The following is a 24,179-nucleotide window of genomic DNA, read 5'->3' on the forward strand; positions in this document are numbered from 1 at the left end:
TGTCTGTATCGAGCCATGCCCTCCGACGACGCTTCGATGGAGTATCTCCATGGACCGATCGCGACGACCGCACTGGCAGCCGCGTTCGTACTGGTCGGTGTCGGGTTGCTGGTCGGGCTGACGAGCGGGTCGATGGACGTGCTGGGAGCCACCATGATCGGTATCATCGTTCTCACCGTCGCGGGAATCTACATCACGATCCGACGCGAAGGAATCGTCACGCGGGAAAACGGGATCATTGGTTGTTGCGTACTGCTCGCGATGGTCCTGCTGTTCGCCCTCTACGAGCTTACCGCGCTGTCCTCGGAGGTCGTCTTCGCGGTCGTCGGCTTCGTCGGCGTGATCGTGCCCCATCTGCTACTTGAATACACCAGCTACGCCCGCGAGAAGGATGATCCGCGGTAGAGCTTTTCACAGTTCGCGCGGACGTCCTAGCCATGCAGGCAGTCCAGTTCACCGACCACGGCGGTACCGAGGTCATCGAGTACGGCGAGTACCCCGGGCCCAAACCGGGGGACGAGGAGGTACTGATCGACGTCAAGGCGGGGGCGCTGAACCATCTCGACGTCTGGACGCGCCGCGGGCTCCCGGGGGTCGACCTCGACATGCCACACGTTCCCGGTAGCGACGGTGCAGGCGTCGTCGAGCGGGTCGGCGAGGACGTCACCCGCTTTGCGCCCGGTGACCGGGTTGCGCTCGCGGCGGGCGTCTACTGTGGCGAGTGTGGGTACTGCCGCCGCGGCGAGCACTCGATGTGTGTGAACTACCGGATCATCGGCGAGCACCTGCCGGGGATCCACAGCGAGCGCGCCGCCGTCCCCGCAGCGAATCTCGTGCCAGTACCGGAGGGCGTCGACTGGACGACGGCGGCGGCCGCGCCGCTTGTCTTCCAGACGGCCTGGCGGATGCTCACCACGCGGGCGGACGTCTCGCCGGGCGAGAACGTGCTCGTGCTCGGGGCGAGCGGCGGCGTGGGTCACGCTGCGGTGCAGATCGCCGACTACGCGGGGGCGACCGTGTACGCGACTGGAGGCAGCAACGAGAAATGCGAGTACGCCGAGGAGATCGGCGCGGAGCACGCCATCAACTACGAGCGCGACGACTTCGCCGAGGAGATCAGAGACCTGACCGGCAAGCGGGGCGTGGATGTCGTGGTCGATCACGTCGGCGCGGCGACGTGGACCGATTCGCTGGCGAGCCTGGCGAAGGGCGGTCGGCTGGTCACCTGCGGTGCGACGACCGGCCACGCGCCCGAGACGAACATCAACCGGATCTTCTGGAACCAGCTCTCCGTACTCGGGTCGACGATGGCGACAGCGGGCGAAATCGACGACGTGCTCGACCTCGTCTGGGACGGCGAGTTCGAGGTGCGGATCCGGGATCGACTGCCGATGAGCGAGACGGCCCGGGCCCACGAGCTGCTCGAAAACCGTGAGGGCTTTGGGAAAGTAGTGGTAACTCCTGACAGTGAGCTCGACGCCTGACGCGGAACGTGACGATGGAAGGAACGGCAGTGGGGACCACGGTAGCGACGATGCCAGCTATACCCACGATCCGGCCGCGTTCGATGAGGATGGCGAGCGCGTCGACGCCGAGGGCGGCGAGCGCATGGACGAGCCGACCCATCCGGACACAGTTGATCGCGAGTTCGACTGGCGGGGCTGGGTGCTGATCGGCGTGATGCTGTTCGCCCTCGTCGTTGCACCGCTGATCGTCTACTTGCGGCCGCCCGTGCTGGGCTTTCGGGTCTCACTGATCGTGATGCCGCTGATACCCGCACTCTTGCTCGGCGCGGTCGCCGTCTGGGCGACCACTCGCCCCTAGGTGATCGCCGCGGGTGGCTCGACGAAGGCCGCATCGAGGCGTCGCGCGACGCCGACTGCCGCAGTGACATCGGCCGTTGGGGTCTCCGGCGACTCCGCGTACTCACAGAGCGCGCGCCGGACGCGCCAGGCTTCATAACAGCTGAATGTCGGCCCGCCATCGGCATCGCGCTCGCGCACCGGCCGGTCTTCGAGCTTTTCCAGAACCGAGAGTACCCACCAGGGTGGGGACTCCCGGGCCTCGTAGCTGGCTTCGATCTCGGCGATGACGACGTGGTGGACGACCCACTGTTCGGCTCGGCTCATGTCGATTCGGGTCCGGTCACGCCGCGGAACGCTGTTCCTCATTATTGTCACCTCTGGGCGGCCATCTGCTTGCCCTACCTGCAGGTACGCTCCGTCTGTTTATAAATCCTTGTTAGGTGGTAACAATGTTCATAATTTGCACACCGGCAGTTGTGACTGGAACCAGATGAAACGCTGATCGAAAACAGAGCATTTGCGCTACTGGCTCACGTCCCGGCGCATCGCAATCTCGAACCACGGGCAGAGACGCAGCTGCCGGTACCACTCCGGATGCTCGTGCAGGCGCTCGTAGGGGACCCACATGAGTCCGGCAACCTCCTCCTCGTCGGGGGCGAGCGAGGTGTCGTCCAGCGTGAGCTGGAGTACGGCACAGACCTCGTGTTCGAGGCCCGCGTTCTCGTAGTAGCGTTTGTACTCGAACCGGTCGGTGAGTCTCAGGTCCGAATACTGGTCGGGGGTGATGCCCAGTTCCTCTTCGAGGCGTTCGCGGGTCGCCTCCTTCTGGGTCTGGCCCTCGACAGGGTGGGAGGCGACTGTGCCGTCCCAGTGGGTGTCCCAGAGGCGCTTGTTCGGAGCGCGCTGGGCGAGCAGGATGTTGCCGTCGCCGTCGAAGATCAGTGCGGTAAACGCGCGGTGGCGGATCCCGTCGCCGGTGTGGGCGTCCAGCCGGTTCACCAGCCCCTGCGGTTCGTCGTTTTCGTCGACTGCGATGACGTCCTGCGAGGCGTTCTCGTGTTCGAGCGCGTCGGCGTCCTCGGTGCTCATTAGGCGTACTGTCGAATACCACCGTAAAACCGGCTTCGGTTTTGGGTTCGATTGACGACAGCACAGGACCTACACGTCTTTTCGCTGTCCGTGGCGCTCCCTCTCAGTCGATTTCCGACAACCGATGACATCCTCACGCTGTAATTCTATAGAATGTGTACACATTCTGCTCACGTCATCCGATATTTCCCAATATCACAATCACAATTTCTACAATGTGTGGCTCTCGGGTCGCACGGCGAGATCCTGTCGGATATGGACCGACCCGACCAACTATCCCAGCTGCTCGTCCAGAATCAGGCGCGTCTCGGTGCTCACGACGTCGTCAAGCTCGCGGGCTTTCGTGATCAGTTCGTTGAGGTCCTGTGTGTCCGCAGCGTCGACGACCAGCACGATATCTTCCTCGCCGCTGACCTGCCAGACGAAGTCGACCTCGTTCCAGTCGGTCATGCGCTCGGAGACGGCGGTGGTGTCGACGTCGACCGCAACGCTGACCTCGATCATCGCTTTGACGTTCCCCGTGCGCGTTGTGACGGTAAAGCGCTCGATGACGCCGTCGTCGGTCATCCGTTCGACGCGGTTCCTGACGGTCCCCTCCGAGGTGTCGACCTGCTGGGCGATCTCGGTGTACGGCGTCCGGGCGTCGCGCCGCAGGACATCCAGTATCGACCGATCGAGGTCGTCCATGATACACCGACCTTTCTGCCGCCCCCACTTACCGATTACGAAATTCGTAGCCTGACTTCGAAAGGAAGCTTTATTGACGCCGGAAGTATACGCATATCGTAACGATGGATGCCTACGTAGCACTGGAAGGCGGCCATGTGGTCGAAGCCCGTGGTCGTGTTCCTGGAAGCACACCCGGCGAACTCGTTTTCACGACAGCATACACGGGCTACGAGGAGAGCCTGACCGACCCCTCCTACGAGGAGCAGGTACTCACCTTCTCGTACCCGCTGATCGGCAACTACGGCGTCCGGGAAGAGCGCTTCGAGTCCGGGCGCGTCCACCCGAACGCAGTCGTCGCCCGCGAGTTGACCGAGGATGTCGTCGAGTGGCTCGACGAGGAGGGCGTGCCCGCGGTCGACCATCTGGACACCCGCGACCTCGTGACCGACATCCGCGAGGAGGGCGCGATGAAGTGTGGCATCGCCGTTGGCGAGGACGTCACCGAGCAGGACGCGCTCGACGAACTCGCGGCCTGCAAGGGGATGAGCGAACACACGGATATCGGCGCACAGGTCAGTGTCGACGAGCCCGACTTCAGCGCCGGAGCGGAGGACGGCGTGGACGCCCACGTGACACTGATCGACTGTGGGCACAAGGGCTCGATCGTCGACTCCCTGAACGCCCGCGGTGCCGACGTCGAGATTCTCCCCTACGACGCAACGATCGAGGACGTCGCCGAGACAGAGCCCGACGTTCTGTTTATCTCGAACGGGCCCGGCGACCCTGCGAACTTCGAGGAGACCGTCGAACTGGTCGACCACTACGCCGGCGAAGTCCCACTCGCCGGGATCTGTCTCGGCCAGCAGATCGTCGCGCTCGCGCTGGGCGGTTCGACCGCAAAGATGGACTTCGGTCACCGCGGCGTCAACCAGCCCGTCATGGACGTCCGCACGAATCGCGTCGTCATGACGACGCAGAACCACGGCTACACCGTCGCCGACCCCGGCGAGAACCTCGAAGTGACCCAGTTCAACGTCAACGACGACACCCCCGAGGGGCTGGACAACGACGAACTGGAGATCATCACGCGCCAGTACCACCCCGAGGCCAACCCCGGTCCGAACGACTCGCTCGACTTCTTCGACGACGTGCTCGCGATGGCTGACCCGGCCGCCGATCCGGTCATCGCCGACGACTAGGCACTGACCAGTTTTTCTGTCCGTCCGATTCCGGAGCGATAGCCAGGGCGACGAAAAATACGATGGGCGGTGCCTACGGCTCGGGCACCGATTTCGGCTGGAGCCCGTGGACGATGGCGTCGCCGGTGTTCGTATCGAACAGGTGGATTTTCTCGCGGTCGAAGACGACCGAGATATCCTGGTCCTCGTCGATATCCTCGTCCGGACCGAGATTCATCAGGAGCTGGCCCTCACCGCGGCCTTCGGCGCTGGCCTCGACGTCGCGTGCCATCAGCAGGTAGACGAACAGCTCGTCGCCCATCGGTTCGAGCACGTCGGTGACGACGTTGAACGTACGGGTTGCCGCGGCGGCGCTCGACTGGTCGCGTTCGAGGTGGACGTCCTCCGGACGGACGCCGAGTGTGACCTGCTGGCCGACATCGACGCCGTGTGCGGCCGGATCGAAATCGACTGTTATGTGCTTGGAGGTAAAGCCGTCCTCGGTGATCTCTCCGTTCTCGAAGTTCATCGCCGGTGAGCCGATAAAGCCGGCGACAAAGAGGTTGTTCGGGTTGTTGTAACACTCCAGGGGGGCCGCGACCTGCTGGAGCTCGCCCGCGTCGATCACGGCGATCCGATTGGACATCGTCATCGCCTGTGCCTGGTCGTGGGTGACGTAGATGATCGTCGTGTCGAGTTTTTTGTGCAGGCGCTGGAGCTGCGTCCGCATGTGGACTTTGAGCTCCGCGTCCAGGTTCGCCAGCGGCTCGTCCATCAGGAACACGTCCGGGTCGCGGACGATCGCGCGGGCGATGGCGACGCGCTGGCGCTGTCCGCCGGACATCTCCGAGGGCATCCGGTCCATCATCCCCTCGAGCTGGACAATGTCGGCGGCCTCCTCGACGCGCCGGTCGACCTCCTCCTGGTCGTACTTGCGGAGCCGAAGCCCGAAGGAGATGTTGTCGTACACGTCCATGTGCGGGAACAGCGCGATGTTCTGGAACACCATCGAGATGCCCCGATCCTTCGGCGGCAGGTTCGTGACGTCGCGCCCGCCGATCTCGATGGTCCCTTCGGTGGGGAGGGTCAGTCCCGCGATCGTTTCCATCGTGGTCGACTTGCCACAGCCCGAGGGCCCGACGAGTGTGATAAACTCGCCGTGCTCGACATCGAGGTTCATGTTGTCGACCGCCGTTACGTCTTCGTACCGTTTCGTAATGTTTTCGAGTTTGACGTTTGCCATGGGTTTACTCCTTGACTGCTCCCTGTGTGAGTCCACTCACGATCTTTTCCTGTGCGACGATCACCAGAATGGCGATCGGCAACACTGCGACGATGCTCGACGCCGCCATCAGGTTGAACAGGGTTTCGTACTGGCCCTGGAACCGCAACACACCTTCAAGCATCGGTGCCCAGTTTTCGGGGCGGCCGTCGGTCATCAACGAGGAGAAGAAGTACTCGTTGTAGATGGTGATGAAAGATAGCACGCCAGCGGTTGCGACGCCGGGTGCTGACAGGGGAACGATGACGCGGAACAGCGCGCCGAGTCGTGTTGTTCCCTCGACGCGGGCGGCATCCTCCAGACCGTCCGGAATCTGTGCGTAGAACACCATCAGGATGAAGATGGCAAGCGGGAGGTACAGCGCCGACACCGGAATGATGATCGACGAGGGGTGGTTGTACAGCGATCCGTCGGCGATGATCGGTGCGAGAACGTCGAAGTTCCGGTTGAATAGCCGGTTCAGCGGCACGAAAAAGGCCGCTGGCGGGAAGAAGGAGACGATCAGCACGGTCAGCAGTAACGGTGTCTTCCCGCGGAACTGGAGCCGTCCGAAGACGTACCCCGCAAGCGACGCGACGAAGAGGACGAGTACCGTCCCGATCGTCGCGATCAGGAAGCTGTTGAACACGAACCGGTGGAACGGGACAGTGGTGAATATATCGATGAACGCACCTGGGTTCGTCCCCATCGTGAGATCGCCCTCGGCGAGCAACGAGGGATCGAACCCGCCGGGAGTAAGGATGATGCTGTCGCGACCGAACTGGCCGCTCGGCGTCAGCGCGAGCATGAACAGCCAGTAGAAGGGGAACAGTGTGGTCACGAGGAACGCTATCGTGAAGGTGTAAAACGCTATCTTGTAGGCTCGGTCCGGATTACTGATCATCCGGGCGGCCCACCCCTCGATGAGCCCACGATCTATCTCGGGTTCATCGGTGGCCGTTTGCTGTGCGGCGAGGTCTGGATGTTCGTCTTCAGTGCTCATTATAGCTCACCTCCGGAGTCCCGCAGGAAGATCAGGTAGACGAGGACGAACAGCGCGATCACGACGGCAGTCAGGAACGCCACCGTGGAGGCTGTCGCCCAGCGTCTGGTCTGGTCCAGCGAGATGATCACGAGGCAGGTCATCGACGGGACGGTCGAGCAGCCGACACTGGAGTCGATCAGTCCGTAGATTCGCATCGCGTCCATCGTCCGGAACAGCATTGCGACGATCAGCGCGGGCGCGACCAGTGGCAGGGTAATGTATTTGAATCGCTGCCACGGCGTCGCACCGGATACCTTTGCGACGTCGTACAGCGAGCGATCGATGCTCTGGAGTCCGGCGAGGATCAGCAACGCCATGAACGCCGCTGTCTTCCAGATGTCGGCGACGGTGACGATGATGAACGAGTCACGCGTGTTCGCAAGGGGGTTCGATCCGAAGAGGCCGAGTCCCTGCATGAGATCCGAGCCAAAGCCGACGTTCGGGTTGAAGATCAGGAAGAAGATCATCCCCTGAATGACGATCGGAACGGCCCACGGGATGATGACCGCGACGCGGACCCACCGGTTGCCTTTGAAGTCCTTGTCGAGTACGAGTGCCTGTCCGAAGCCGATAAGCGTCTCGAAGAAGACGCTGATGATCACGAACGCGAGCGTGACAAACAGTGCCTGCCGCAGGAACGGCGAGCCCATTTCCAGGAACGGGAACCCGCTCGTCGTCGTGATATCGATGAACTGTCTGGGTACTCGTGCGTTCCCCGTCAGTACGGCTATGTAGTTGTCGAGCCCGACGAACCCGCCGAACGCCTCGGCCGCAGCCGTCTGGTCCTCGAGCAACGAGAACCGAAACGTCTGAATCAGCGGGTAGAACGCAACCACCCCGAGCAGCGCGAACGCCGGTGCAAGCAGGAAGTATGCGTACACCGCCTCGGTCTGCGTTTCGAGCCAGTTGAGTGGCCGCATCAGGAGCCGTGACCCCTCGTCAGATTGTTGTTCTGTTGACATGGTTCTGGTTAGTCTCCGATAGTTGGTGTATGTGTGGTGTTCTCATCCATCACAATTAAAAAGTAATATTGTAATTTGGTATTAAACCTACCGGCGAGTCGCCGGCGGGCGTTGTCGTCTACTGTTCGGAGTCTTCAAGCTGACCCTGCAGGTCGGCCATCGCATCCTCGGGGGTCTTCTCTCCGGTGTATGCGTCGTGGACCTCCTGGTAGATGAGCGAGGATTGCTCCGGCCAGAGGTCGGTGACGGGACGTGGAACCGAGTTCTCGCCGACAAACGCGAGCGTGTCGAGATGCGGGCCCATCGCGCCGACTGCGTCCGGGTCCGCGTTGGCGAGCACTTCCGGGTCCGGTGGCAGGTTGCCCTGCTCCTCGAAGACTGTGAGCATCACGCTCTCGTTGGCGAAGGCTTCGAGCACCTGCACCGCATCGTCGGTGGCATCGGAGTTCGGATTGACCGTCAGCATCCAGCCACCCAGCGCGTGCGAGGGGCCGCCCGCGCCTTCGTACTCGGACTCGCCCTCTTCGACGCCGTACGGAAGCGGCATCGTGCCGATCTCGCCCTCGCCCTCGTCGGCGTGGATCGGGATGATGTACGGCCAGTTCCGCATGAAGATCGCGTTCCCACCTGTAAATGGCCCACGGGCCTCCTCCTCGCCGAACTCGACGAGATCGCTGTTGGAGATCTGGGGATAGTCCGGGTGCGCATCGTCGGCGTCCGGACCGTACATGAACGAGCGCATCATCCGGATGGTCTCGTACATCGGCTCGTCGTCGACGGTGACCGGTCGGTCACCGGTCGGACCGAAGAGGTTCTCGTGATCGCCGAAGTACGCGCCGCCGAAGGAGGTCATCGTCTCGTTGAACGTACAACAGGAGAGGCCTTCGTACGCCTGTGCCTGCGTCGTGAAGCCGTAGTCGTAGTCGCCATCCGGACCGCCGTGGTACTCCCAGACGTCCTCGACGACCTCGGCGAACTCCTGCCAGGACATGGGTGTCGTCGACCAGTCTTCCCCCTCGGGATCGTAGCCAGCCTCCTCGACCAGATCCTTCCGGTAGTTCATCATCGGGTAGTCCGGGAAGAACGGGAGCCCGTGCAGGTCACCGGTCTCCGGATCGCTCGCAGTGTCGACCGTCGCCGGCAGGTAATCGTTTTTGACGTAATCGAGGGTGTCGTCCGAGAGCTCGTTCTCCAGGTTGAGAACCTGTTCTCGGATAATAAAGGGCATTGCCCATCCCGAGTCCATCATGAAGATATCCGGGCTGCCACGTCCTGCATCGAGCGCGCTCTGGTAGTCGGCCAGTCGTGAATCCGTCTCGAAGTCGCCCGGCAGGATCCGGATCTCGATATCCTCGTCCAGTCCAGCATCCCAGAGTGACTCCTGAATCACGTCCTCGACATCCGCGATTTGGTCGTCTGCGGAGATCTCGATTCCGTCGAAGTCGTCCCCGAGGCAGCCAGCGACGCCCATTGCCGCGCCCGCAGCTCCTGTGGCTTGCAGGAACCGCCGTCTGGAAACGCCACTCAGCTTTCGGTCAGTGGTCGGATCGTTTTCAACCATTACATCTGTTGTTAATGATGGTATCCTATTTATATATACCGCAATTTCTCAACGAACAACCATGCAATATAATAAGGCGAGTATTATTTCATACTCTGCAGTGTAATATATATGTTTCCCCTGTGATGCAACCGGTCCCGGAACGGACCGAACCTGCTTAGTACCGTGGCGACAAACTCCCGTCCTGATCGTGACGACCTCAGAGAACGCTGATGACGCCCCGATCGAGGAGTCACTCGGCCTGTTTGGCTGGCTCGAAGAGATCTTCTATGCGGGCGTCGAGCTCTCAGTTCTGGCAACGCCCGGCTTTCTGGCCGTTTTCCTGACCCAGCATCGATATCCGGACGCGGTTCCGCTTGCCGGTCTCATGGCGCTTGCCGTCGGCTATCTCTCGCTTGCCGTGTTCCGGCAGCAAACGATCGACGTCGGAACCTGGCCGCGTCGCGGCGAGTTGACCAGCAGTCCGCTCCGGTTTACCTACTTCAGCCTCCTGTTTTTCGTCTCGTCCTACGGCGTCGGTGCGGCCGCAATGACGCTTGGATCGTACTGGTACACCCTCTTTGGCGGCGTCGTCATCGCGCTTGGACTCGCTGCGTTCCCGACGACCTATCGCCTGCTTTACGGCGATCCGACCACGAAACCCGCCGACATGGTGTAGCAGGCCCAGTCGATATTTTTACAACACCTGAAGCAAACGATCAGGTATGTCATTGATCGACAGCCTTGCACGGGGGATCGACGCTCTCCGCCGTCCCGAGTTTACCGGGGAGAACCGGTGTGACGCATGTACGGTGGTCAACGCCGCGATCGTCGCCGTGGTTGGACTGGTGCTTTACAAGGTGCGCAAACCGCTTGGCTATCTCGCGGTTGCCGTCGGCAGCGCACTGGTCTATCTCCGGGGCTACGTCGTGCCGGGAACGCCCTCGTTTGCCCCGGAGCTCGTCCGCCCGCTCCCGATCGACTTCGACCACGACGAGCCCGAGGGAGTCGGCTCCGGCTCACTCACCGGGAGCGACGAGGACGCCGAGCCATCCGAGTTCGACGGCGAAGAGATCATCGAGGCCCTTGCCCGGGCTGAAGTCGTCGAGGCTGGCGAGGAACAACTGTACCTGAACGAGTCGTTCCGCGAGAACTGGGAAGCACGGATCGAGGAGCTGGGTGAGCTGGAGCCTGACGCGCTCGCAGATCGAACCGCTGTGGCCTCGCCACACGACGTCGAGGGGGAGGTCCACGGCAACCGAATCCTGCTCAAGGGTGCGGGACGGGACGTCTGGTTGAGTCACCCGATCGCGATCGCCGAAGCCGCGGCCACGGAGACACTCGCAAACTGGGACGTCGACGCGGAGATGCGTGCAGCAGCCGCGGAACCGCTCAGAACCTTTATCGAACTATGTCCCGCGTGCGGGGGCGATGTCCGCGAGACGACGCTTCGGCAGTGCTGTGGTGGCCCCGGATCCTACCAGAGCCGACCGGGACAGCTGGTGCTCGCCTGTGAGGACTGTGATACCGTTCTCTTCGAGTTCGACGACGTCGCCGTCTAATAGTACCGGCCGAACCGGCGTGCCGTCTCCTCGCCGATTCTGGGAAACAGCAGCGTCGAACCGACAGCGATGCCGGCCGCCCAGAGAATAGCGGCCGGAGCCCAGCCGACGACGGCTCCAGCAAGCACGCCACCGAACGCCGCAACCACGAACGTTCCGTTGAAATACAGTACGCGAAGCACGAGTAGCCACGGCGATAGCGTCACCCAGCCCGGCGTGTCAGTGGCGAGCGGGTGGACCCACCCGCCGCGGATCAACGTCCCGACGAGCGTCATCAGAATCCATGCGACGAGTGCCGCCCCCGTCGCATCGTACCAGACCCCTGGCGGGAGTATGTGGACGAGCAACAGGATCGGAAGCGAGAGCACCGTCACCTCACCGTAGATCCGGATTATGTCCTGTAGAAACATCCCGAGGGGGTCCTTTTCTGCACGCCCGAGCGTCCCGTAGCCGTACCAGATGCGGCGCTCGGTGGAATCGGCCGCGTCGGTTTCCCTGCCCGGTGGCCCGCGTTGACGCTCCATACACCTCATATTACTGGGTGTTGTAAATAATTTACCTGGGCGTCGGCAGGAACGTGCCTACTGCTTTGGCTGGCCCCAGTACTCCTGGCGCTGTGGGCGGTCGGTCACCGGCCTGACGTCGATCGGATCGTCCGCCTGTTTGCGTGCTTCTAGTGCCGCCTTCGCCGAGGCCGTCGTCGAGAAGTAGGTGACGTCTTCCTCGACGGCGGTTTCCAGTAGCTCACGATTCCGCGAGATTATCAGATCGACCTCGCCGCGTTTGACAGCCTCGATCAGATCGACTGCCTCACAGAGATCGTAGTACTCGGTGAACCGCTCGACCAGTTCCTCGCCCTCCTCGGTGTCGGGATCGGGGAACTCGTCGGCCGACAGATCGACCACGGCAGTCCCGGATTCCGGGATCGGCTTGCCGACCGAGTCCTGTGCTTTGTCGTACGCCTTGCCGAACGTGTCGGCAGTCCCCATGACTTCGCCGGTCGATTTCATCTCCGGCCCGAGACGCGGATCGGAGCCCGGCAGGCGGTCGAAGGGCAGAACGACCTCCTTGATCGAGGTCTGTGCGGGAACCTGTTCGTCGACGTCGAGCTCCGATAGCGACGTGCCGTTCATCACTTTTGCGGCGAGTTTGGCGATCGGAACGCCGGTCGCCTTCGAGATGAACGGGACGGTTCGCGAGGAGCGCGGGTTCGCTTCGAGGACGAAGACCTCCCCGTCGCGGACCGCAAGCTGGACGTTCAGCAGGCCGACCGTGTCCAGCGCGCGGGCGATCTCCTCGGTCACCTCGCGCACACGGCGGTTGACGTCACGGCCGAGCGAGCGGGGCGGGATCATACATGCCGAGTCGCCGGAGTGGACGCCAGCGCTCTCGACGTGTTCCATGATCCCACCGATGAGGACGTCCTCGCCGTCGGCGACCGCGTCGACGTCCAGCTCGATCGCGTCCTCGAGGAAGTCGTCGATGAGGATCGGCTTGTCCTTGGCGACGCGGACCGCCTCCTCGATGTACTCCTCGAGGTCGGCGTCGTCGTAGACGACCTCCATCGCGCGCCCGCCGAGCACGTAGGAGGGGCGCACGAGCACGGGATAGCCGATCTCGTGGGCGAGTTCGAGGGCTTCTTCCTTGCTCGTCGCGGTGCCGCCCTCGGGCTGGGCGATCCCGAGATCGTCCATCAGGGCGTTAAAGCGGTCGCGGTCCTCCGCGAGGTCCATCGCCTCGACGCTCGTACCCATAATCTCACAGTCCAGCCCGCGGCGCTCCAGTTCGTCCTCCAGCGGTTCGCCGATGTTCACGGAGGTCTGCCCGCCGAACTGGACCATGACGCCGTCCGCGCCGGTCGCTTCGGCCACGTCGGCGACCTCCTCGGCCGTGATCGGCTCGAAAAAGAGGCCATCGGAGGTGTCGTAGTCCGTCGAGACAGTCTCGGGGTTGTTGTTGACCACGTAGGCGTCGATGCCGAGGTCGCGCAACGCACGAACCGCGTGGACCGAACAGTAGTCGAACTCGACGCCCTGTCCGATCCGGATCGGGCCGCCGCCGACGACGATTACGCTTTCTGCGTCGCGGTCGACTTCGAGTTCACCCGCCGCGGCGTCGCCTTTGAGCGGTCCGGACTCGAACTCGGACTTGCGCGAGGAGTAGTAGTACGGCGTCTCGGCCTTGAACTCGCCAGCGCAGGTGTCGACCTGTTTGTAACTGCGGCCGGGGACCTCCTGTTCGACGGTGTCGACGTCCGCGCCAGCCGTCGCGGCGATCGTCGCGTTGGTGTGGCCCGCGATGGCGGCCTCGGTGAAGTCGCCGTTCTGGGCAGCGAGTGTCGAGTCGGCGATGCGTTTGAACCGCTCGGTGTACCACTCGAAGATCCCGGTCAGTTCGACAACCTCGTCGACGCTGTAGCCCCGCTCGAACGCCTCGAACATCGCGTAGGGACGATCGGGGGAGGGTCGTTCGAGGTAGTGGGATTCGAGTTCGTCGTCGTCGACGCCGGCCCAGTCGGCCTCGGGGTCATACTCCGAGGAGCGAAGCGCCTTCAACAGCGATTCCTCGAAGGTGCGCCCGATCGACATCGCCTCGCCGGTCGATTTCATCGCGGTCGTCAGCTCGAAGTCGACGTCGTCGAACTTGTCTTTGGGCCAGCGCGGCACCTTGGTGACGACGTAGTCGATCGCGGGCTCGAACGCCGCCGTGGTCTCGCCGGTAATCTCGTTGTCGATCTCGTGGAGCCGCTTGCCGAGCGCGACCTTGGCGGTCACGCGGGCGATCGGGTAGCCGGTCGCCTTCGAGGCGAGCGCGGAGGATCGGGAGACGCGTGGGTTGACCTCCACGACGCGGTACTCGCCGCCGGGCGTGCCGTCGTCGTGCCAGGCGAACTGGATGTTACAGCCGCCCTGAATGCCGAGTTCGCGGATCACGTCGAGCGCCGCGGTGCGCATCTCCTGGTGACCCTTGTCGGGGACGATCTGGGAGGGCGTGACGACCGTCGACTCGCCCGTGTGGATCCCCATCGGGTCGATGTTCTCCATGTTACAGATGATGATACAGGAGTCGTCGGCATCACGCATTACCTCGTACTCGTACTCGACCCATCCGGAGATCGACTCCGTGATCAGCACTTCGCTGTTTCGGGAGAGACGCAGCCCCTTGCGGACGCGCTCGATCAGCTCCTCCATCTCGTGGACGACGCCCGACCCCGATCCGCCGAGCGTGTAGGTGGTGCGTGCGATGACCGGCAGGCCGCCGACCTCGTCGACGGCGTCGTGGACCCGATCGACGAGGTCCTCTTCGGTGAGTTCAGCGACCGATTCGCCCTCGTCCAGCGAGATCGTCGTCGACGCTGGAACCGGCTGCCCGATATTTTCCATGCGCTTGCGGAACAGATCACGATCCTCGGTCGCGTAGATCGTGTCAAGCGGCGTCCCCATGATATCCACGTCGTACTCGTCGAGGACACCCTCCTCGGCGAGTTCGGCGGTGACGTTCAGGCCGGTCTGTCCGCCCAGTCCGGCGATGACGCCGTCCGGTCGCTCACGGGCGATGATCTCGGCGATCGCCTCCGTCGTGATCGGCTCGATGTACACCTCGTCGGCCATCTCCGGATCCGTCATGATCGTCGCGGGGTTGGAGTTGACCAGCACGACCTTCGCGCCCTCCTCCTGGAGCGCGCGACAGGCCTGTGCGCCCGAATAGTCGAATTCGGCGGCCTGTCCGATCTGGATCGGGCCGCTGCCGATCAGCAGGATCGTACGATCCTCCTCGCCGCTTGTCCCGTCGGTAGTCATTCTATCTACGCGAAGTCCGTACATCGTAATAAGCCCGACGAAATATTACGAACAGCGAAACCGAGTTTCGAATTTCGAATTCCGGTCGGTCCGGACGGTACGGCGGCTGCACTCGACGACCCGATGGTCAGGCGTCGAGTTTCGGTTCCAGCTCTCCGCGTTCGTCCAGCTCCTCGACGATGTCGCTCCCGCCGACGAACTCGCCGTCGACGAACACCTGCGGGATCGTCTCCCAGCCGCTGTGTTCCTCCAGTGCCTCCCGGTACTGGTCGAGCGCTTCCAGCACGTCGACAGTCTCGACATCGTCACGATACTGCGTGAGCAGGCCGAGGGCCTTCCGCGAGTAGCCACACTGTGGCATCAGCTCGGTGCCTTTCATAAAGAGGACGACCTCGTTTTCCGCCAGGGTCTCGTCGACGCGCTCCTGTACCTCCTCCGTGGACAGTTCGGAACCGGGCTCGAACGTCATATAGCGGGTATTCATAGACGCTCACTCAAAGGCTTGCCGCCCTGCGCACCATCCGTTACCCGTCGTACTGTTCGGGCGTGTGTGTGCTCAACTCAAGTGCGTGAATGTCGGTCGTCATGTGCTCGCCCAGCGCGTCGTAGACGAGTTCGTGCTGTTCGACCAGCGACTTCCCCTCGAAGGCCGGGGAGACGACCTCGGCGGCAAGATGATCGTCGTCCTCTACGCCACGCGGGCGGGAGACTGTTACTTGCGCCGCGGGAAGCTCCGCCTCGATCAGGTCGGCGACGTCCTGTTGGTCCATACACGTAGGTGTAGATCCAGCGAGAAAAACGTGTCTCAGTAGCGTCCACAGGCCAGTGCTCACTCGGTGCCCATGGCCCGCCCCGATTTCGTTTCGATATCGAGCGACCAGACCCGCGGATCCGACTGGACGTCGATACTGGTCAGCAGGTCCGGGCGATAGGCGTTGTCGATCATCGCCTCTCTGGCCGTGTCCCACTCCTCTGGTGTGATCCGGGCAAGCGCGCCCGAGACGATCACGCTCTTCCATTCGTCGTCCGCAGCCACGTCGTACACCAGAAAGCTCGCCTCCTCACTTTCCTCGGCGAACTCCATCTTTTTGCCGTCCTCCGAGTGGCCCGCAAGCAGAAAATAGAGCGTCTCGTCGCCCGCGTAGCCGAACGACATCGGGATGCTGTACGGCGTTCCGCCGAGTGCCATCGAGAGGACGCCGACACCGTTTGCTTCCAGTACTCGGTCGATCGCTGCATCGTCCATCGTATGCCCCTGTAAAATACCGGGATTCGGTGACATACCTCACCCACAGGCACGTAGAAAACAAAAACCCCTCCCCCGATTCGCGCGTCGTAAGAACTGGCGACTACAGCTCGTAGCGGTACGGCCGATCCCGGATCACCGTCACGTCGCCGTACTCGGCGCGACGGCCCAGCACGGTGGCGATCCGGTGTGGGCTCTCGAACTCCCCATCGTCGAGCAGTTCGAGGATCTCGCTGGCCGTCAGGGGCTCCTCGACATCCGCCGCCTTGACGGTCTGTCGGATCTGCTCGTACTCGCCCAGCGCGTACATGGCTGTGTGAACGATCAGCACGATGGATAATAAACCCCTGTCGCACAGGCGTCGGACGTGTGTCGTCTCAGGGCGTCCGCGAATGCGGTTGCCACACCGCGCGGCTATATCGCCCGATCGTGCTCCGTTTCGAGGTCCCGCTCGTCGCGGTACTGCTCGACGAACTCCGCGACATCGAATTCGAGCATCTGCTCTTCGAAGGCGGTCATCGCCTCGTTGCTGTCGGCGTGACTGATCGCGTGTTCCATCAGCTCGACGAGCAACTCGACGACGATCTCGTGGAGCTTGCGGTCGTCGAAGTCGGTCACCCACAGCAGGCCATAGCCCACGTTCCCGTCGTCGCTTTTGTCGAGCGTGACGACGTCTTCGGGAAACTCCTCCATCATGACGCCCATCACGTGGGCGGTGCCGAATTCGTCGAACTCGTCGTCGGTTTCGATGGTCTCCCGGAGCACCTCGACGAGGAACTCGGGGACAAAGCGGGAGGGCGGATGGACGTCCATCACGACGGCGTGGGTCTCGCCACACGAACACTCGAACGATCGCATCCCGAGGTCCAGACGCTGCGGATCGACCGACTCCCCACACGGCAGGGCGAGTTCCTCGCCGCCACTCCCGGGGACTCGCGGTTCAGGCATACACATGTCTCGGTCGGTCCGACGAATAAACTCCTCGGCTTCTCTGGCGGTACCGACGACCCACGCCGAGGCATGCAGGCTCCGTGCAGTTCTCATCGGCCGCGGGGCGAGATCCGGTTCGGTGACGACAGTACTGTGATGGAGGACGAGATATACGGATTCTGGTATGAACGGCGTGCAAGATACAGAGGATAGATTGTCACAAAGGGCCTATCACATACTTTCGGTGCTACGGCAAGCCATTCTGCGCGTTCAACAAGCCCTCATCATGATTCTTGACCGCTGTCCACCATGTCTTCAGTACAGCAATCGTAACGCGGTTTGGTGGTTGTTCAGCCCCGATACAGGATTGCCTGTGTGCGTCAAGATTATTAGGTGGGTGAAAATGCCGTACTGGTTTCTTGGTGTTCTTATTCGCTGCTTCGCGTCCGAATCTAAATTCTAGTCCTTCTTCCCGATAGTGGTATTTGTAGTCTCCATTTTCCCACCACTGGATATCGAAATACCCAGCCTGCTTGTGGATTCCAGGCGTAATAGTGACTCGTGCTGTTCTAATGTCTTTTCCGTCACGCGGTTTGAACGGTTGCCCTTTCTGGTATCGGAACCGCACTTTGACAACTCCTCTCCCGAGTTGTTGGTACATCTGATTCACGCTCTCATCAATCGCTGGTGAATCGATTGGAGAGCCGTTCCCCATTCCCATTATTGGAGTGGGGCCTGATTGTTGCTGGGTGTTGTTGTTTGATTACCCGTGCGCCTATCTTCCGGTTCAACTGCGATTGAAGCCTGCTCTTTTGCTTCTTTGAGGCGGTATGCCGCTCTAAGGTGGCTTAATTCTCGTTCTGCTGTCCGCCAGTGAGAGATGTCGTCGAGTTCATTCTGGTCGAGTTCCTTGTCTGAAATCAGAAGTTCCTCTGGGCCATTCACGTCATATTTGGATTTGTACTCTGTGAGTTCCTGTTTTATTCGCTGGATTTGATTGACAAGCGTCTCACTGCTGGCGAGTTGCCTGATCTGTTTGAGAAGCTGCCACTCTGGATCTCGGCTGTATAGCTTTCCAGAGTCGGTCTGATGACTTCTAACAATGCCTTCTTCAGCAAGTTTGTTGAGTGTCGTTCTGGCTTTTGTTTCTGAGACGAGAGCTGTGTCTGAGATGTCGGACGCCGATTTCGGAGTCGTCGTTCTGTTGATCACCGTGCGAACTCGTTCGTCCGCAGTGCTCTGGGTTTTCCACTCTGCGGCGGCGAAGTCATCGATGTCCTCAAAGTCGTCGTCATCAACACTGAATGGATCAATATCATCCACGGTCATCGGTTCGTCCGGGATCTCCTCTTCAGAGGGGAACTCGTCGGGGCCGTCGGGTGATGGGTCGCCAGTCATACGATACACTACGCCGCAGACACACATATATTTTTCTGGCTCGCATATATGTGTTAGAGGATTCTGATATCGATCGTCTTGAGAATGAGAGTGGCAAGACTCGCGCACTGTATCTTGCACAGTATCAAAAATACCATTTGCAATTGGTAGAAGCCCAAGTGGCCAGTTCGAACCAGTCCCCTCATTCGTGGTACCCGGTGCAACCACCGTTTTCGAGTTGTCGTCGTGGACGGGCCGTCGAAGTGGCGCAGAGAGCGAATCCCTACCCAGGTGCAGTGTGACGTTGTAAATAATGTTACAATGTCACACCGGAGACGCTCGGCTACAGAGCGCGAACGCACAAAAAAGCGATCTCAGGTCCTGTCAGGGCCAGTCGTCCCGTCCCGATTCGGCCTCGATTCCCTCGTCCGCATCGTCCTCGGCGAGCGTCCACTCGGCGGCCTCGGCGGCATCTTCGACGGGCAGGTACTCCCAGCCGACTTCCTCGGCGAGCGCGGCGTCTTCCTCGTTGGTGCCGACGAAGACGTGACGGTCGGTGTCGAACTGCTCTTTGACACTGTCGAGGCTCTCCTCGCGCCCACGCGGGCCCGAGAAGAAATCCTGTCGGATCCTGTTTTTCCGCGTAAAGTTCGTCACGACGTAGGTCGGCTTCTCCGAGACGACGCCGACGTACTCGCTCCAGCGCCTCGCGTCCTCGAACACCCGACCGGGGTCTGCGAGCTCCTGGAGTGCGGTCAACTCGAACGCCAAAGTCATATCCGCGTCCCCGCCGCCATTCATACTCGACGTTCGTCGGGGAGCGTGCAAAACGGCTTCGGTCTTTTTGCCACCCTGAGAACGGCACCGAACGTGTCAGGGCCACCAGCGTGTGATCAGTTCGCCCAGACGCGAGCGATCCGGACGCCGTTTCGTCATCACGAAGGGTCGATCGGTTTCGGCACCGACCGTCCGCGGAATGCTCCCGGCGACCCGGCGGGTCAACACGCCCTGTCTGGTCGCGCCGAGCACGATTACATCGTGATCCTCCCCGACGTCGAGGATGGTTCCGGCGATGTCGTCGGACTCGATCACCAGCCGGTCGGTTTCGACCTCCGGAGGTAGCAGTTCGAGACTGCGCTCGATGTGTCCCGTAGCGGTGTCCCGTTCCCTGTCGTCTGCGCCCGGTTTGATCACCGAGAGCACGTCGACGGTGGCGTCGTTCCGCGCCGCGATCGCCCCGGTGACTTCGGTCGCGAGCTCGGCGTGTGGGCCGCCGACGGTCGGCAGCAAGATCGTGCCGACCGTGCTCGTCGTCAGCCCGACGCGCTCGACCAGCACGTCACAGCGTGCACGCCGAACCACCGGATCGATCGTCGTTCCCAGTACCCGATCCGAGGCGGTCGACCCGCCGCGCCAGCCCAGCAGGATGGCGTTGGCGTCGACCTCGTCGATCGCATCGAGGAGCACGCCCGAGACGCTGCTGCCGACAAGCAGGCTGTCGGCGACCGGTACCCCGGCCTCCTCGGCGACGCTCGTCGCCCGATCGACCAGCCGCTGTCTGTCGCCCGAGAACTCGGATTTGATGTACTCGTCCTCGAACAGCAAAAACGGCGAGGTATGGTGTTTGTGAATCACGCTGACGACGTGGACACGGCCATCGTTTGCGACCGCAAGGTCGACCGCCGTGCGCACCAGTTGCTCGGCGTTCCCGGGGTTGTTGACCGCGACGAGGACTGTGTACTCCTCGCTTGGCGTCAGTCCGTTACCCGCGACTGTCGAGGACATCCGTCTTTATATCGGTCCGCCGAGGTCAAAAAGATTCGCGTGCATTAACGGATTCGCTCGCGCTACTGTTCCTGCGCTGGCGCGTCGAGTTTGTCGATATCGACTGTCTCTTCCAGCAGCAGTTCTTTCTGTCCGGAGACGTCACGTTCCTCGCGCATCAACTTCTTGAACGTCGTCTGTGGCGCGAGATCGCCGATCAGCACGCCGCCGATCACCTTGCCGTCTTTGAACGTGATCCGTCGCCACTCGGTGTCGCTGTACTTCTTCTCGACGGCGTCGTCGCCCAGCGTCGGGTGACCAAAGGAGAGGAACGGGAAGTCAAAGTGAGTGATCGAGTACGAGGAGACCCAGCGGAACGCCTCGGCCTCGTCGTCCGCGGCCATGTTCGTCGCGGCGACCTGGCCCTGCTCTTTGGCCGACCCCCACGAGCCGTTCTGTGCGTGCTCGCCGAGGATGGTGTCGTAAAACCGGGTGAGGTCGCCCGCAGCGTAGATATCGTCGAGATTGGTCTGCATGTACTCGTCGACGAGGACGCCGTCGTCGAGTTCGAGGTCGGTGTCTTGCATATACTCGACGTTGAAATCGAGGCCGATCGCGATCCCGACGAAGTCGCTCTCGTAGCGCTCGCCGTTCGTGTCGATGGTCGCCTCGACGTGGCCGTCCTCGTCGAGGACGAACTCGTCCGCACCGCTGCCGAAGACGGGCGTGACGCCGACGTCGCGCATCCCGTCGTGGATAATCTCGGCTCCCTCCGGGCTGAGCGCGTAGCGCCACCAGCACTCGCCGCGCATCAGGTAGTGGGCGTCGACGTCCTGTGCGCCACAGATCGCCGCGAGGTCGATCCCGAGTAGCCCCGCGCCGATGACGACGCCGGTGTCGGCCTCGCTGGCGTGCTCGTTGATCGCGCGGGCGTCCTGAAACGTCCAGAAGTGATGGATGCCCTCCCCGTCAGCGTTTTTGACGGGGAGCTTGGTGGGCGTCCCGCCGGAGGCGATCAGTAGTTTGTCGTACTCGATCGTCCCGCTATCGTGGGTGTGGACCTCGTGGGCGTCGGGGTCGACATCCGTGACGTGGGTGTTCAGTGCGAGGTCGATGTCGCGCTCGGCGTACCAGTCCTCTTCGTGAATCGAAACCGGCGCTTCGGGGAGTTTCCCCTTGGCGAACTCCTTGATGAGGATCCGATTGTACAACGCCTCACCTTCATCGGTGACGACGGTGATGTCGGACTCCGGGGCTTCCTCGCGGAGGGTCTCGGCCGCGGAACTGCCCGCGATTCCGTCACCGATGATGACGTACGACTCAGTCATGTTCAGGAGTTTTGCTGCCCGGGTTAAAGTGGATTGCTATCTCGGCTATACTATCGCAGCGCCACCGAACTGACCGCTTCGGGAAGGTTCAAGGATCTCACGACCATATGACGGGGTATGAAACTCCGGCAGAACATCCGCCACTTCGCCGCCAAACAGGCACTGACCGCTCCAGTCATCGGTGACATCGCCAACGACAAGCTCGTCGACTTGCACACCGGAATCTTTGCCGACAAGGCAGACGAGCAGTATCAGGACGAGCGCCGCGACCATCTCGACGCCTTCTTCGATTGCACGATGGACACCTACGTCGCTGCGCTCGAGGAGGGGTACCCCGAGGCCGAGGCCCGGGAGATAACCCACATTCAGGCGAACTTCGACTTCTACAACCACGGCTGGACCGAGATGATGGAGTTTCCCGCGGACGAACTCGAAGCGCACTACGAGCGGTACGGAAAGTTCTTCGAGGCGCACGGGATAACCATCGACGATCCGCTCGGCGAGTTCCGAACACGGGACGTTCCCGATGCGCCCTCGACGCCCGAAAAGCTCGACGACCCCGAACACCCCCACGCCGAGGGCGGGTTCGCCGACGACGTCTACGTCGAAGGTCCTGACGGCGAGTTGCGGGTCGGCGGGCAGGAAGAACCCGACGAGGTCGACCCCGCGGAAGCACCGGGGCTCTCCGAGGAAGACGTCGAAGACGCCGATCACGAAGCCGGAGCCTGAACTTCCGAAAAAAGGTGGCGTTCACTCCTCGACGGTGATGGTTATCTCGTCGGTTTCACCGAACGCCATGTGTGCTCCGTCACCGAGCTGTACGGCAATCGTGTACTCGCCGGGGTCGAGCTCCAGAGTATCTTCCGTCTGGGCGTCACTCCAGTGGTAGATTCCGTCTTCCTCAGCGGAGTCGCTCGGTCCGGGAATTGTTTCTCCTCGTTCGAACACGTCGTGATCGACGAGAATGTGTAGATGCCCGGCCCCGACCTCGTTTTCACCGGCGGGGATGAGGTCGGCTCCCTCGACTGATACGACGAATTCGACCGGCGACTGGACGGTAGCGCCATCCTCCGGTGACTCGAAGGTGGGTGATGCATCTTCGGGCTGGTCCTCGAAGTCGTACTCCTCTTCTTCATCCGGTTCGTCGTCGTCGTCCGCTGGTTCGTCGTCGTCCGCTGGTTCGTCCTCCGGCGGGTCATCGTCGTCTCCGAGACAGCCGCTCAGTCCTACTGCCCCGACTGCAACGGCGCTCACGAACGTCCTCCGTGTATGGGTCATGGTCTCGTACCTCATGCTAGAACTACGAGCACTGACCACTTTATCTCGGGGGGTCAACCCTGTCGTTGCCCGCTGGTTACCAGCTTCGTCCGGCAACGGATTTCCCGACTGCCTGACCGGTCCGGATTGTGGCGTCAAGCGAGTGATCAGCGTACCGCTCTCGACTCGCAGCACCGGCGTAGAACCCCCCAGATAGGGCCGGTCCGTCGTCCGGAATGATGTGGTCCGAGTAGCCGACGCTCGGAACGGAAACAGTCTCCGTGTGGACTGCCGACCACCGGATCGTTCCGGGATCGAAGGCGGGAAACAGCGATTCGATTCCGTGACGGACCTGTGACTCGGTTTCCCGATCGGCCGATTCGTCGGCTACAATCGCGTAGATGATCTGTGTCACCTCTTCGGTCGGCCCGGGCAGTGCAACGAGCCGTCCGATCGGTGTCTCGTCGACGACAGTCACCCGGTCGATCGACAGGAGCGGCTCGTCGAGCCCGACACAGACGGTCGTTGTCGCCGCCGTCTGACCGCCCCAGTCGTCGCCCGTCAGCCGTGCCAATCGCTGTGGCGGCGTATCGAAAATAACTGCGTCAACGTCATGCTCGGTGCGCGCTCCGTCTTCGATCGTGACGAGGTGATCGACTGCCCCGCGGCGTGTCCCGACTGCGGTAACGCGGCAGTCGGTGTGGAGTCGGTCGCGGCCGATCGACCGAGCGAGGGCGTCGACGAGCGATCTCGGCTCGACGACCTCGGTACTGCCAGTGCGCTGGCGTATCACCCTGTTTACCAGCCACGACGCGCTTACCCGATCCGGGGCGTCACCGAACCGAGCGCTCAGCAGTGGCTCGATCGCCTGCTCGTACAGCGACTCGGTCGCGTGCTCGGTAACAAAGGACCGGGCCGTGACGTCCGCCAGCGCCTCCGGCTCATCCAGCGTGTGGTCAGGGACGGTAAACGGGGGCACACCGCCATCATCGACGAGCGATCGGAAGTACGACGTATCACGCAGGCCCAGGGGTGGAAAGGCGAGTAGCTCACGGCGGCGGTCGACGGGATAGACGACGCCGTCGTGATAGTAGCCGGTGCGGGCTGCGTGAGCGTCGAGTTCGACCCCGAGTGTTCGCGCGAGCGCCTGACTGGCCGCCCCTGCTGTCGAGAGCCCCGGCGGCTGGCGCGGCAAGACGGCGTCCGACGCGGTCCGAACGGGAGCGAACCGTCCGCCGACCTGCGTGTCGGATTCGAACACTCCCACCTCGTGGCCCCGGGACTGTGCTGTGTGGGCTGCCGTCAGTCCCGCGATCCCGCCGCCGATGACGCCGATCATGGGCAATCGTTGGCGTGCAACCGAATT

28 protein-coding genes are annotated in these 24,179 nt (G+C 62.2%); 7 read left to right on the forward strand and 21 right to left on the reverse strand.

The features are described 5' to 3' along the window. Positions 1–15 precede the first annotated feature (15 nt). From AArcSt11_RS02215 to AArcSt11_RS02225, 3 genes are read left to right on the forward strand one after another with little or no spacing between them, the layout of a single operon-like run. On the forward strand, positions 16–405 hold the full coding sequence (locus AArcSt11_RS02215; RefSeq protein WP_250594183.1) for a DUF7987 family protein: 390 nt from the start codon (positions 16–18) through the stop codon (positions 403–405). 32 nt (positions 406–437) lie between these two features. Next, the gene (locus tag AArcSt11_RS02220) at positions 438–1,484 is read left to right on the forward strand and encodes a zinc-binding dehydrogenase (protein ID WP_250594185.1); all 1,047 of its coding nucleotides are present in this window, start codon (positions 438–440) and stop codon (positions 1,482–1,484) included. Then, positions 1,468–1,824 (forward strand): DUF7977 family protein, encoded by a 357-nt coding sequence (locus tag AArcSt11_RS02225; protein ID WP_250594187.1) that lies wholly within the window; start codon positions 1,468–1,470, stop codon positions 1,822–1,824. The genes AArcSt11_RS02220 and AArcSt11_RS02225 overlap by 17 nt, the downstream gene beginning before the upstream one ends. On the opposite strand, the gene AArcSt11_RS02230 is transcribed toward AArcSt11_RS02225, so the two are convergent. The 3 genes from AArcSt11_RS02230 to AArcSt11_RS02240 form a co-directional block, all read right to left on the reverse strand. Beyond that, positions 1,821–2,171, reverse strand: coding sequence for a DUF7853 family protein (locus AArcSt11_RS02230; protein WP_250594189.1), 351 nt, complete (start codon positions 2,169–2,171; stop codon positions 1,821–1,823). The genes AArcSt11_RS02225 and AArcSt11_RS02230 overlap by 4 nt on opposite strands. A 156-nt stretch (positions 2,172–2,327) precedes the next feature. Further along, the gene (locus AArcSt11_RS02235; RefSeq protein WP_250594192.1) at positions 2,328–2,894 is read right to left on the reverse strand and encodes an NUDIX hydrolase; all 567 of its coding nucleotides are present in this window, start codon (positions 2,892–2,894) and stop codon (positions 2,328–2,330) included. A 273-nt stretch (positions 2,895–3,167) separates the two neighbouring features. After that, positions 3,168–3,581: an Lrp/AsnC family transcriptional regulator gene (locus AArcSt11_RS02240; RefSeq protein WP_250594194.1), complete on the reverse strand. Its 414-nt coding sequence runs from the start codon at positions 3,579–3,581 to the stop codon at positions 3,168–3,170. 104 nt (positions 3,582–3,685) lie between these two features. Between AArcSt11_RS02240 and carA the strand changes: the two genes are divergently transcribed. After that, positions 3,686–4,762 (forward strand): glutamine-hydrolyzing carbamoyl-phosphate synthase small subunit, encoded by a 1,077-nt coding sequence (gene carA, locus AArcSt11_RS02245; RefSeq protein WP_250594197.1) that lies wholly within the window; start codon positions 3,686–3,688, stop codon positions 4,760–4,762. Between the two features lie 73 nt (positions 4,763–4,835). On the opposite strand, the gene AArcSt11_RS02250 is transcribed toward carA, so the two are convergent. The 4 genes from AArcSt11_RS02250 to AArcSt11_RS02265 all read right to left on the reverse strand — a co-directional run bounded on the left by AArcSt11_RS02250 (position 4,836) and on the right by AArcSt11_RS02265 (position 9,570). Continuing rightward, complete coding sequence (locus AArcSt11_RS02250; protein ID WP_250594199.1) at positions 4,836–5,984, reverse strand: ABC transporter ATP-binding protein; 1,149 nt, start codon at positions 5,982–5,984, stop codon at positions 4,836–4,838. A gap of 4 nt (positions 5,985–5,988) precedes the next feature. Then, positions 5,989–7,005 (reverse strand): carbohydrate ABC transporter permease, encoded by a 1,017-nt coding sequence (locus tag AArcSt11_RS02255; protein ID WP_250594201.1) that lies wholly within the window; start codon positions 7,003–7,005, stop codon positions 5,989–5,991. Beyond that, positions 7,005–8,009, reverse strand: coding sequence for a carbohydrate ABC transporter permease (locus tag AArcSt11_RS02260; protein WP_250594203.1), 1,005 nt, complete (start codon positions 8,007–8,009; stop codon positions 7,005–7,007). Before AArcSt11_RS02260 ends, AArcSt11_RS02255 begins: the two co-directional genes overlap by 1 nt. Positions 8,010–8,127: 118 nt before the next feature. Then, complete coding sequence (locus AArcSt11_RS02265; protein WP_250594205.1) at positions 8,128–9,570, reverse strand: extracellular solute-binding protein; 1,443 nt, start codon at positions 9,568–9,570, stop codon at positions 8,128–8,130. A gap of 190 nt (positions 9,571–9,760) precedes the next feature. Here AArcSt11_RS02265 and AArcSt11_RS02270 point away from each other — a divergent pair, with 190 nt between their 5' ends. Further along, on the forward strand, positions 9,761–10,228 hold the full coding sequence (locus tag AArcSt11_RS02270) for a DUF8215 family protein (RefSeq protein WP_250594207.1): 468 nt from the start codon (positions 9,761–9,763) through the stop codon (positions 10,226–10,228). Between the two features lie 46 nt (positions 10,229–10,274). Then, positions 10,275–11,111, forward strand: coding sequence for a DUF8054 domain-containing protein (locus tag AArcSt11_RS02275; RefSeq protein ID WP_250594209.1), 837 nt, complete (start codon positions 10,275–10,277; stop codon positions 11,109–11,111). Here AArcSt11_RS02275 and AArcSt11_RS02280 read toward each other — a convergent pair. From AArcSt11_RS02280 to AArcSt11_RS02330, 12 genes are all read right to left on the reverse strand, one after another. Next, the gene (locus tag AArcSt11_RS02280) at positions 11,108–11,635 is read right to left on the reverse strand and encodes a DUF8215 family protein (protein ID WP_250594211.1); all 528 of its coding nucleotides are present in this window, start codon (positions 11,633–11,635) and stop codon (positions 11,108–11,110) included. The genes AArcSt11_RS02275 and AArcSt11_RS02280 overlap by 4 nt on opposite strands. A 57-nt stretch (positions 11,636–11,692) precedes the next feature. Beyond that, positions 11,693–14,911 (reverse strand): carbamoyl-phosphate synthase large subunit, encoded by a 3,219-nt coding sequence (carB, locus tag AArcSt11_RS02285; RefSeq protein WP_250594213.1) that lies wholly within the window; start codon positions 14,909–14,911, stop codon positions 11,693–11,695. A gap of 127 nt (positions 14,912–15,038) precedes the next feature. Then, complete coding sequence (locus AArcSt11_RS02290; RefSeq protein WP_250594215.1) at positions 15,039–15,380, reverse strand: glutaredoxin family protein; 342 nt, start codon at positions 15,378–15,380, stop codon at positions 15,039–15,041. A 55-nt stretch (positions 15,381–15,435) separates the two neighbouring features. Next, the gene (locus AArcSt11_RS02295) at positions 15,436–15,681 is read right to left on the reverse strand and encodes a BolA family protein (protein ID WP_250594217.1); all 246 of its coding nucleotides are present in this window, start codon (positions 15,679–15,681) and stop codon (positions 15,436–15,438) included. A gap of 59 nt (positions 15,682–15,740) precedes the next feature. Further along, positions 15,741–16,193, reverse strand: coding sequence for a pyridoxamine 5'-phosphate oxidase family protein (locus AArcSt11_RS02300; RefSeq protein ID WP_250594219.1), 453 nt, complete (start codon positions 16,191–16,193; stop codon positions 15,741–15,743). A gap of 67 nt (positions 16,194–16,260) precedes the next feature. Beyond that, entirely contained in the window at positions 16,261–16,467 is a 207-nt protein-coding gene (locus AArcSt11_RS02305) for a hypothetical protein (protein WP_238478167.1), read from the reverse strand. Between the two features lie 104 nt (positions 16,468–16,571). Next, positions 16,572–17,105, reverse strand: a complete 534-nt coding sequence (locus tag AArcSt11_RS02310; protein ID WP_250594221.1) for a DUF5815 family protein — start codon at positions 17,103–17,105, stop codon at positions 16,572–16,574. Between the two features lie 229 nt (positions 17,106–17,334). Further along, complete coding sequence (locus tag AArcSt11_RS17235; RefSeq protein WP_491896763.1) at positions 17,335–17,808, reverse strand: toxin-antitoxin system TumE family protein; 474 nt, start codon at positions 17,806–17,808, stop codon at positions 17,335–17,337. Next, positions 17,808–18,485, reverse strand: a complete 678-nt coding sequence (locus AArcSt11_RS02315) for a winged helix-turn-helix domain-containing protein (protein WP_250594223.1) — start codon at positions 18,483–18,485, stop codon at positions 17,808–17,810. The genes AArcSt11_RS17235 and AArcSt11_RS02315 overlap by 1 nt, the downstream gene beginning before the upstream one ends. 363 nt (positions 18,486–18,848) lie before the next feature. After that, positions 18,849–19,265, reverse strand: coding sequence for a DUF7124 domain-containing protein (locus tag AArcSt11_RS02320; RefSeq protein WP_250594225.1), 417 nt, complete (start codon positions 19,263–19,265; stop codon positions 18,849–18,851). A 72-nt stretch (positions 19,266–19,337) separates the two neighbouring features. Beyond that, positions 19,338–20,249 (reverse strand): universal stress protein, encoded by a 912-nt coding sequence (locus AArcSt11_RS02325; RefSeq protein WP_250594227.1) that lies wholly within the window; start codon positions 20,247–20,249, stop codon positions 19,338–19,340. Positions 20,250–20,311: 62 nt separating this feature from the next. Then, positions 20,312–21,556, reverse strand: a complete 1,245-nt coding sequence (locus tag AArcSt11_RS02330; protein ID WP_250594229.1) for an NAD(P)/FAD-dependent oxidoreductase — start codon at positions 21,554–21,556, stop codon at positions 20,312–20,314. A gap of 117 nt (positions 21,557–21,673) precedes the next feature. Here AArcSt11_RS02330 and AArcSt11_RS02335 point away from each other — a divergent pair, with 117 nt between their 5' ends. Further along, positions 21,674–22,285 (forward strand): DUF6149 family protein, encoded by a 612-nt coding sequence (locus tag AArcSt11_RS02335; protein WP_250594231.1) that lies wholly within the window; start codon positions 21,674–21,676, stop codon positions 22,283–22,285. A gap of 21 nt (positions 22,286–22,306) precedes the next feature. On the opposite strand, the gene AArcSt11_RS02340 is transcribed toward AArcSt11_RS02335, so the two are convergent. Together AArcSt11_RS02340 and AArcSt11_RS02345 are read right to left on the reverse strand one after the other, a co-directional pair. Beyond that, a complete protein-coding gene (locus tag AArcSt11_RS02340; protein WP_250594233.1) occupies positions 22,307–22,834 on the reverse strand; it encodes a DUF4399 domain-containing protein in 528 nt (175 codons plus the stop codon). Positions 22,835–22,910: 76 nt separating this feature from the next. Beyond that, the gene (locus tag AArcSt11_RS02345; RefSeq protein WP_250594235.1) at positions 22,911–24,152 is read right to left on the reverse strand and encodes an FAD-dependent oxidoreductase; all 1,242 of its coding nucleotides are present in this window, start codon (positions 24,150–24,152) and stop codon (positions 22,911–22,913) included. Positions 24,153–24,179 lie beyond the last annotated feature (27 nt).

This window comes from Natranaeroarchaeum aerophilus, assembly GCF_023638055.1.
In the GTDB taxonomy this organism is placed as follows: Archaea; Halobacteriota; Halobacteria; order Halobacteriales; family Natronoarchaeaceae; genus Natranaeroarchaeum; species Natranaeroarchaeum aerophilum.

Coding starts and splice junctions, on each gene's coding strand:
- AArcSt11_RS02215 (WP_250594183.1), top strand. CDS start 16: ATGCCCTCCGACGACGCTTCGATGGAGTATCTCCATGGACCGATCGCG.
- AArcSt11_RS02220 (WP_250594185.1), top strand. CDS start 438: ATGCAGGCAGTCCAGTTCACCGACCACGGCGGTACCGAGGTCATCGAG.
- AArcSt11_RS02230 (WP_250594189.1), bottom strand. CDS start 2,171: ATGAGGAACAGCGTTCCGCGGCGTGACCGGACCCGAATCGACATGAGC.
- AArcSt11_RS02235 (WP_250594192.1), bottom strand. CDS start 2,894: ATGAGCACCGAGGACGCCGACGCGCTCGAACACGAGAACGCCTCGCAG.
- AArcSt11_RS02240 (WP_250594194.1), bottom strand. CDS start 3,581: ATGGACGACCTCGATCGGTCGATACTGGATGTCCTGCGGCGCGACGCC.
- carA (WP_250594197.1), top strand. CDS start 3,686: ATGGATGCCTACGTAGCACTGGAAGGCGGCCATGTGGTCGAAGCCCGT.
- AArcSt11_RS02250 (WP_250594199.1), bottom strand. CDS start 5,984: ATGGCAAACGTCAAACTCGAAAACATTACGAAACGGTACGAAGACGTA.
- AArcSt11_RS02255 (WP_250594201.1), bottom strand. CDS start 7,005: ATGAGCACTGAAGACGAACATCCAGACCTCGCCGCACAGCAAACGGCC.
- AArcSt11_RS02260 (WP_250594203.1), bottom strand. CDS start 8,009: ATGTCAACAGAACAACAATCTGACGAGGGGTCACGGCTCCTGATGCGG.
- AArcSt11_RS02265 (WP_250594205.1), bottom strand. CDS start 9,570: ATGGTTGAAAACGATCCGACCACTGACCGAAAGCTGAGTGGCGTTTCC.
- AArcSt11_RS02275 (WP_250594209.1), top strand. CDS start 10,275: ATGTCATTGATCGACAGCCTTGCACGGGGGATCGACGCTCTCCGCCGT.
- AArcSt11_RS02280 (WP_250594211.1), bottom strand. CDS start 11,635: ATGGAGCGTCAACGCGGGCCACCGGGCAGGGAAACCGACGCGGCCGAT.
- carB (WP_250594213.1), bottom strand. CDS start 14,911: ATGACTACCGACGGGACAAGCGGCGAGGAGGATCGTACGATCCTGCTG.
- AArcSt11_RS02290 (WP_250594215.1), bottom strand. CDS start 15,380: ATGACGTTCGAGCCCGGTTCCGAACTGTCCACGGAGGAGGTACAGGAG.
- AArcSt11_RS02295 (WP_250594217.1), bottom strand. CDS start 15,681: ATGGACCAACAGGACGTCGCCGACCTGATCGAGGCGGAGCTTCCCGCG.
- AArcSt11_RS02300 (WP_250594219.1), bottom strand. CDS start 16,193: ATGTCACCGAATCCCGGTATTTTACAGGGGCATACGATGGACGATGCA.
- AArcSt11_RS02305 (WP_238478167.1), bottom strand. CDS start 16,467: ATGTACGCGCTGGGCGAGTACGAGCAGATCCGACAGACCGTCAAGGCG.
- AArcSt11_RS02310 (WP_250594221.1), bottom strand. CDS start 17,105: ATGCCTGAACCGCGAGTCCCCGGGAGTGGCGGCGAGGAACTCGCCCTG.
- AArcSt11_RS17235 (WP_491896763.1), bottom strand. CDS start 17,808: ATGGGAATGGGGAACGGCTCTCCAATCGATTCACCAGCGATTGATGAG.
- AArcSt11_RS02315 (WP_250594223.1), bottom strand. CDS start 18,485: ATGACTGGCGACCCATCACCCGACGGCCCCGACGAGTTCCCCTCTGAA.
- AArcSt11_RS02320 (WP_250594225.1), bottom strand. CDS start 19,265: ATGAATGGCGGCGGGGACGCGGATATGACTTTGGCGTTCGAGTTGACC.
- AArcSt11_RS02325 (WP_250594227.1), bottom strand. CDS start 20,249: ATGTCCTCGACAGTCGCGGGTAACGGACTGACGCCAAGCGAGGAGTAC.
- AArcSt11_RS02330 (WP_250594229.1), bottom strand. CDS start 21,556: ATGACTGAGTCGTACGTCATCATCGGTGACGGAATCGCGGGCAGTTCC.
- AArcSt11_RS02335 (WP_250594231.1), top strand. CDS start 21,674: ATGAAACTCCGGCAGAACATCCGCCACTTCGCCGCCAAACAGGCACTG.
- AArcSt11_RS02340 (WP_250594233.1), bottom strand. CDS start 22,834: ATGACCCATACACGGAGGACGTTCGTGAGCGCCGTTGCAGTCGGGGCA.
- AArcSt11_RS02345 (WP_250594235.1), bottom strand. CDS start 24,152: ATGATCGGCGTCATCGGCGGCGGGATCGCGGGACTGACGGCAGCCCAC.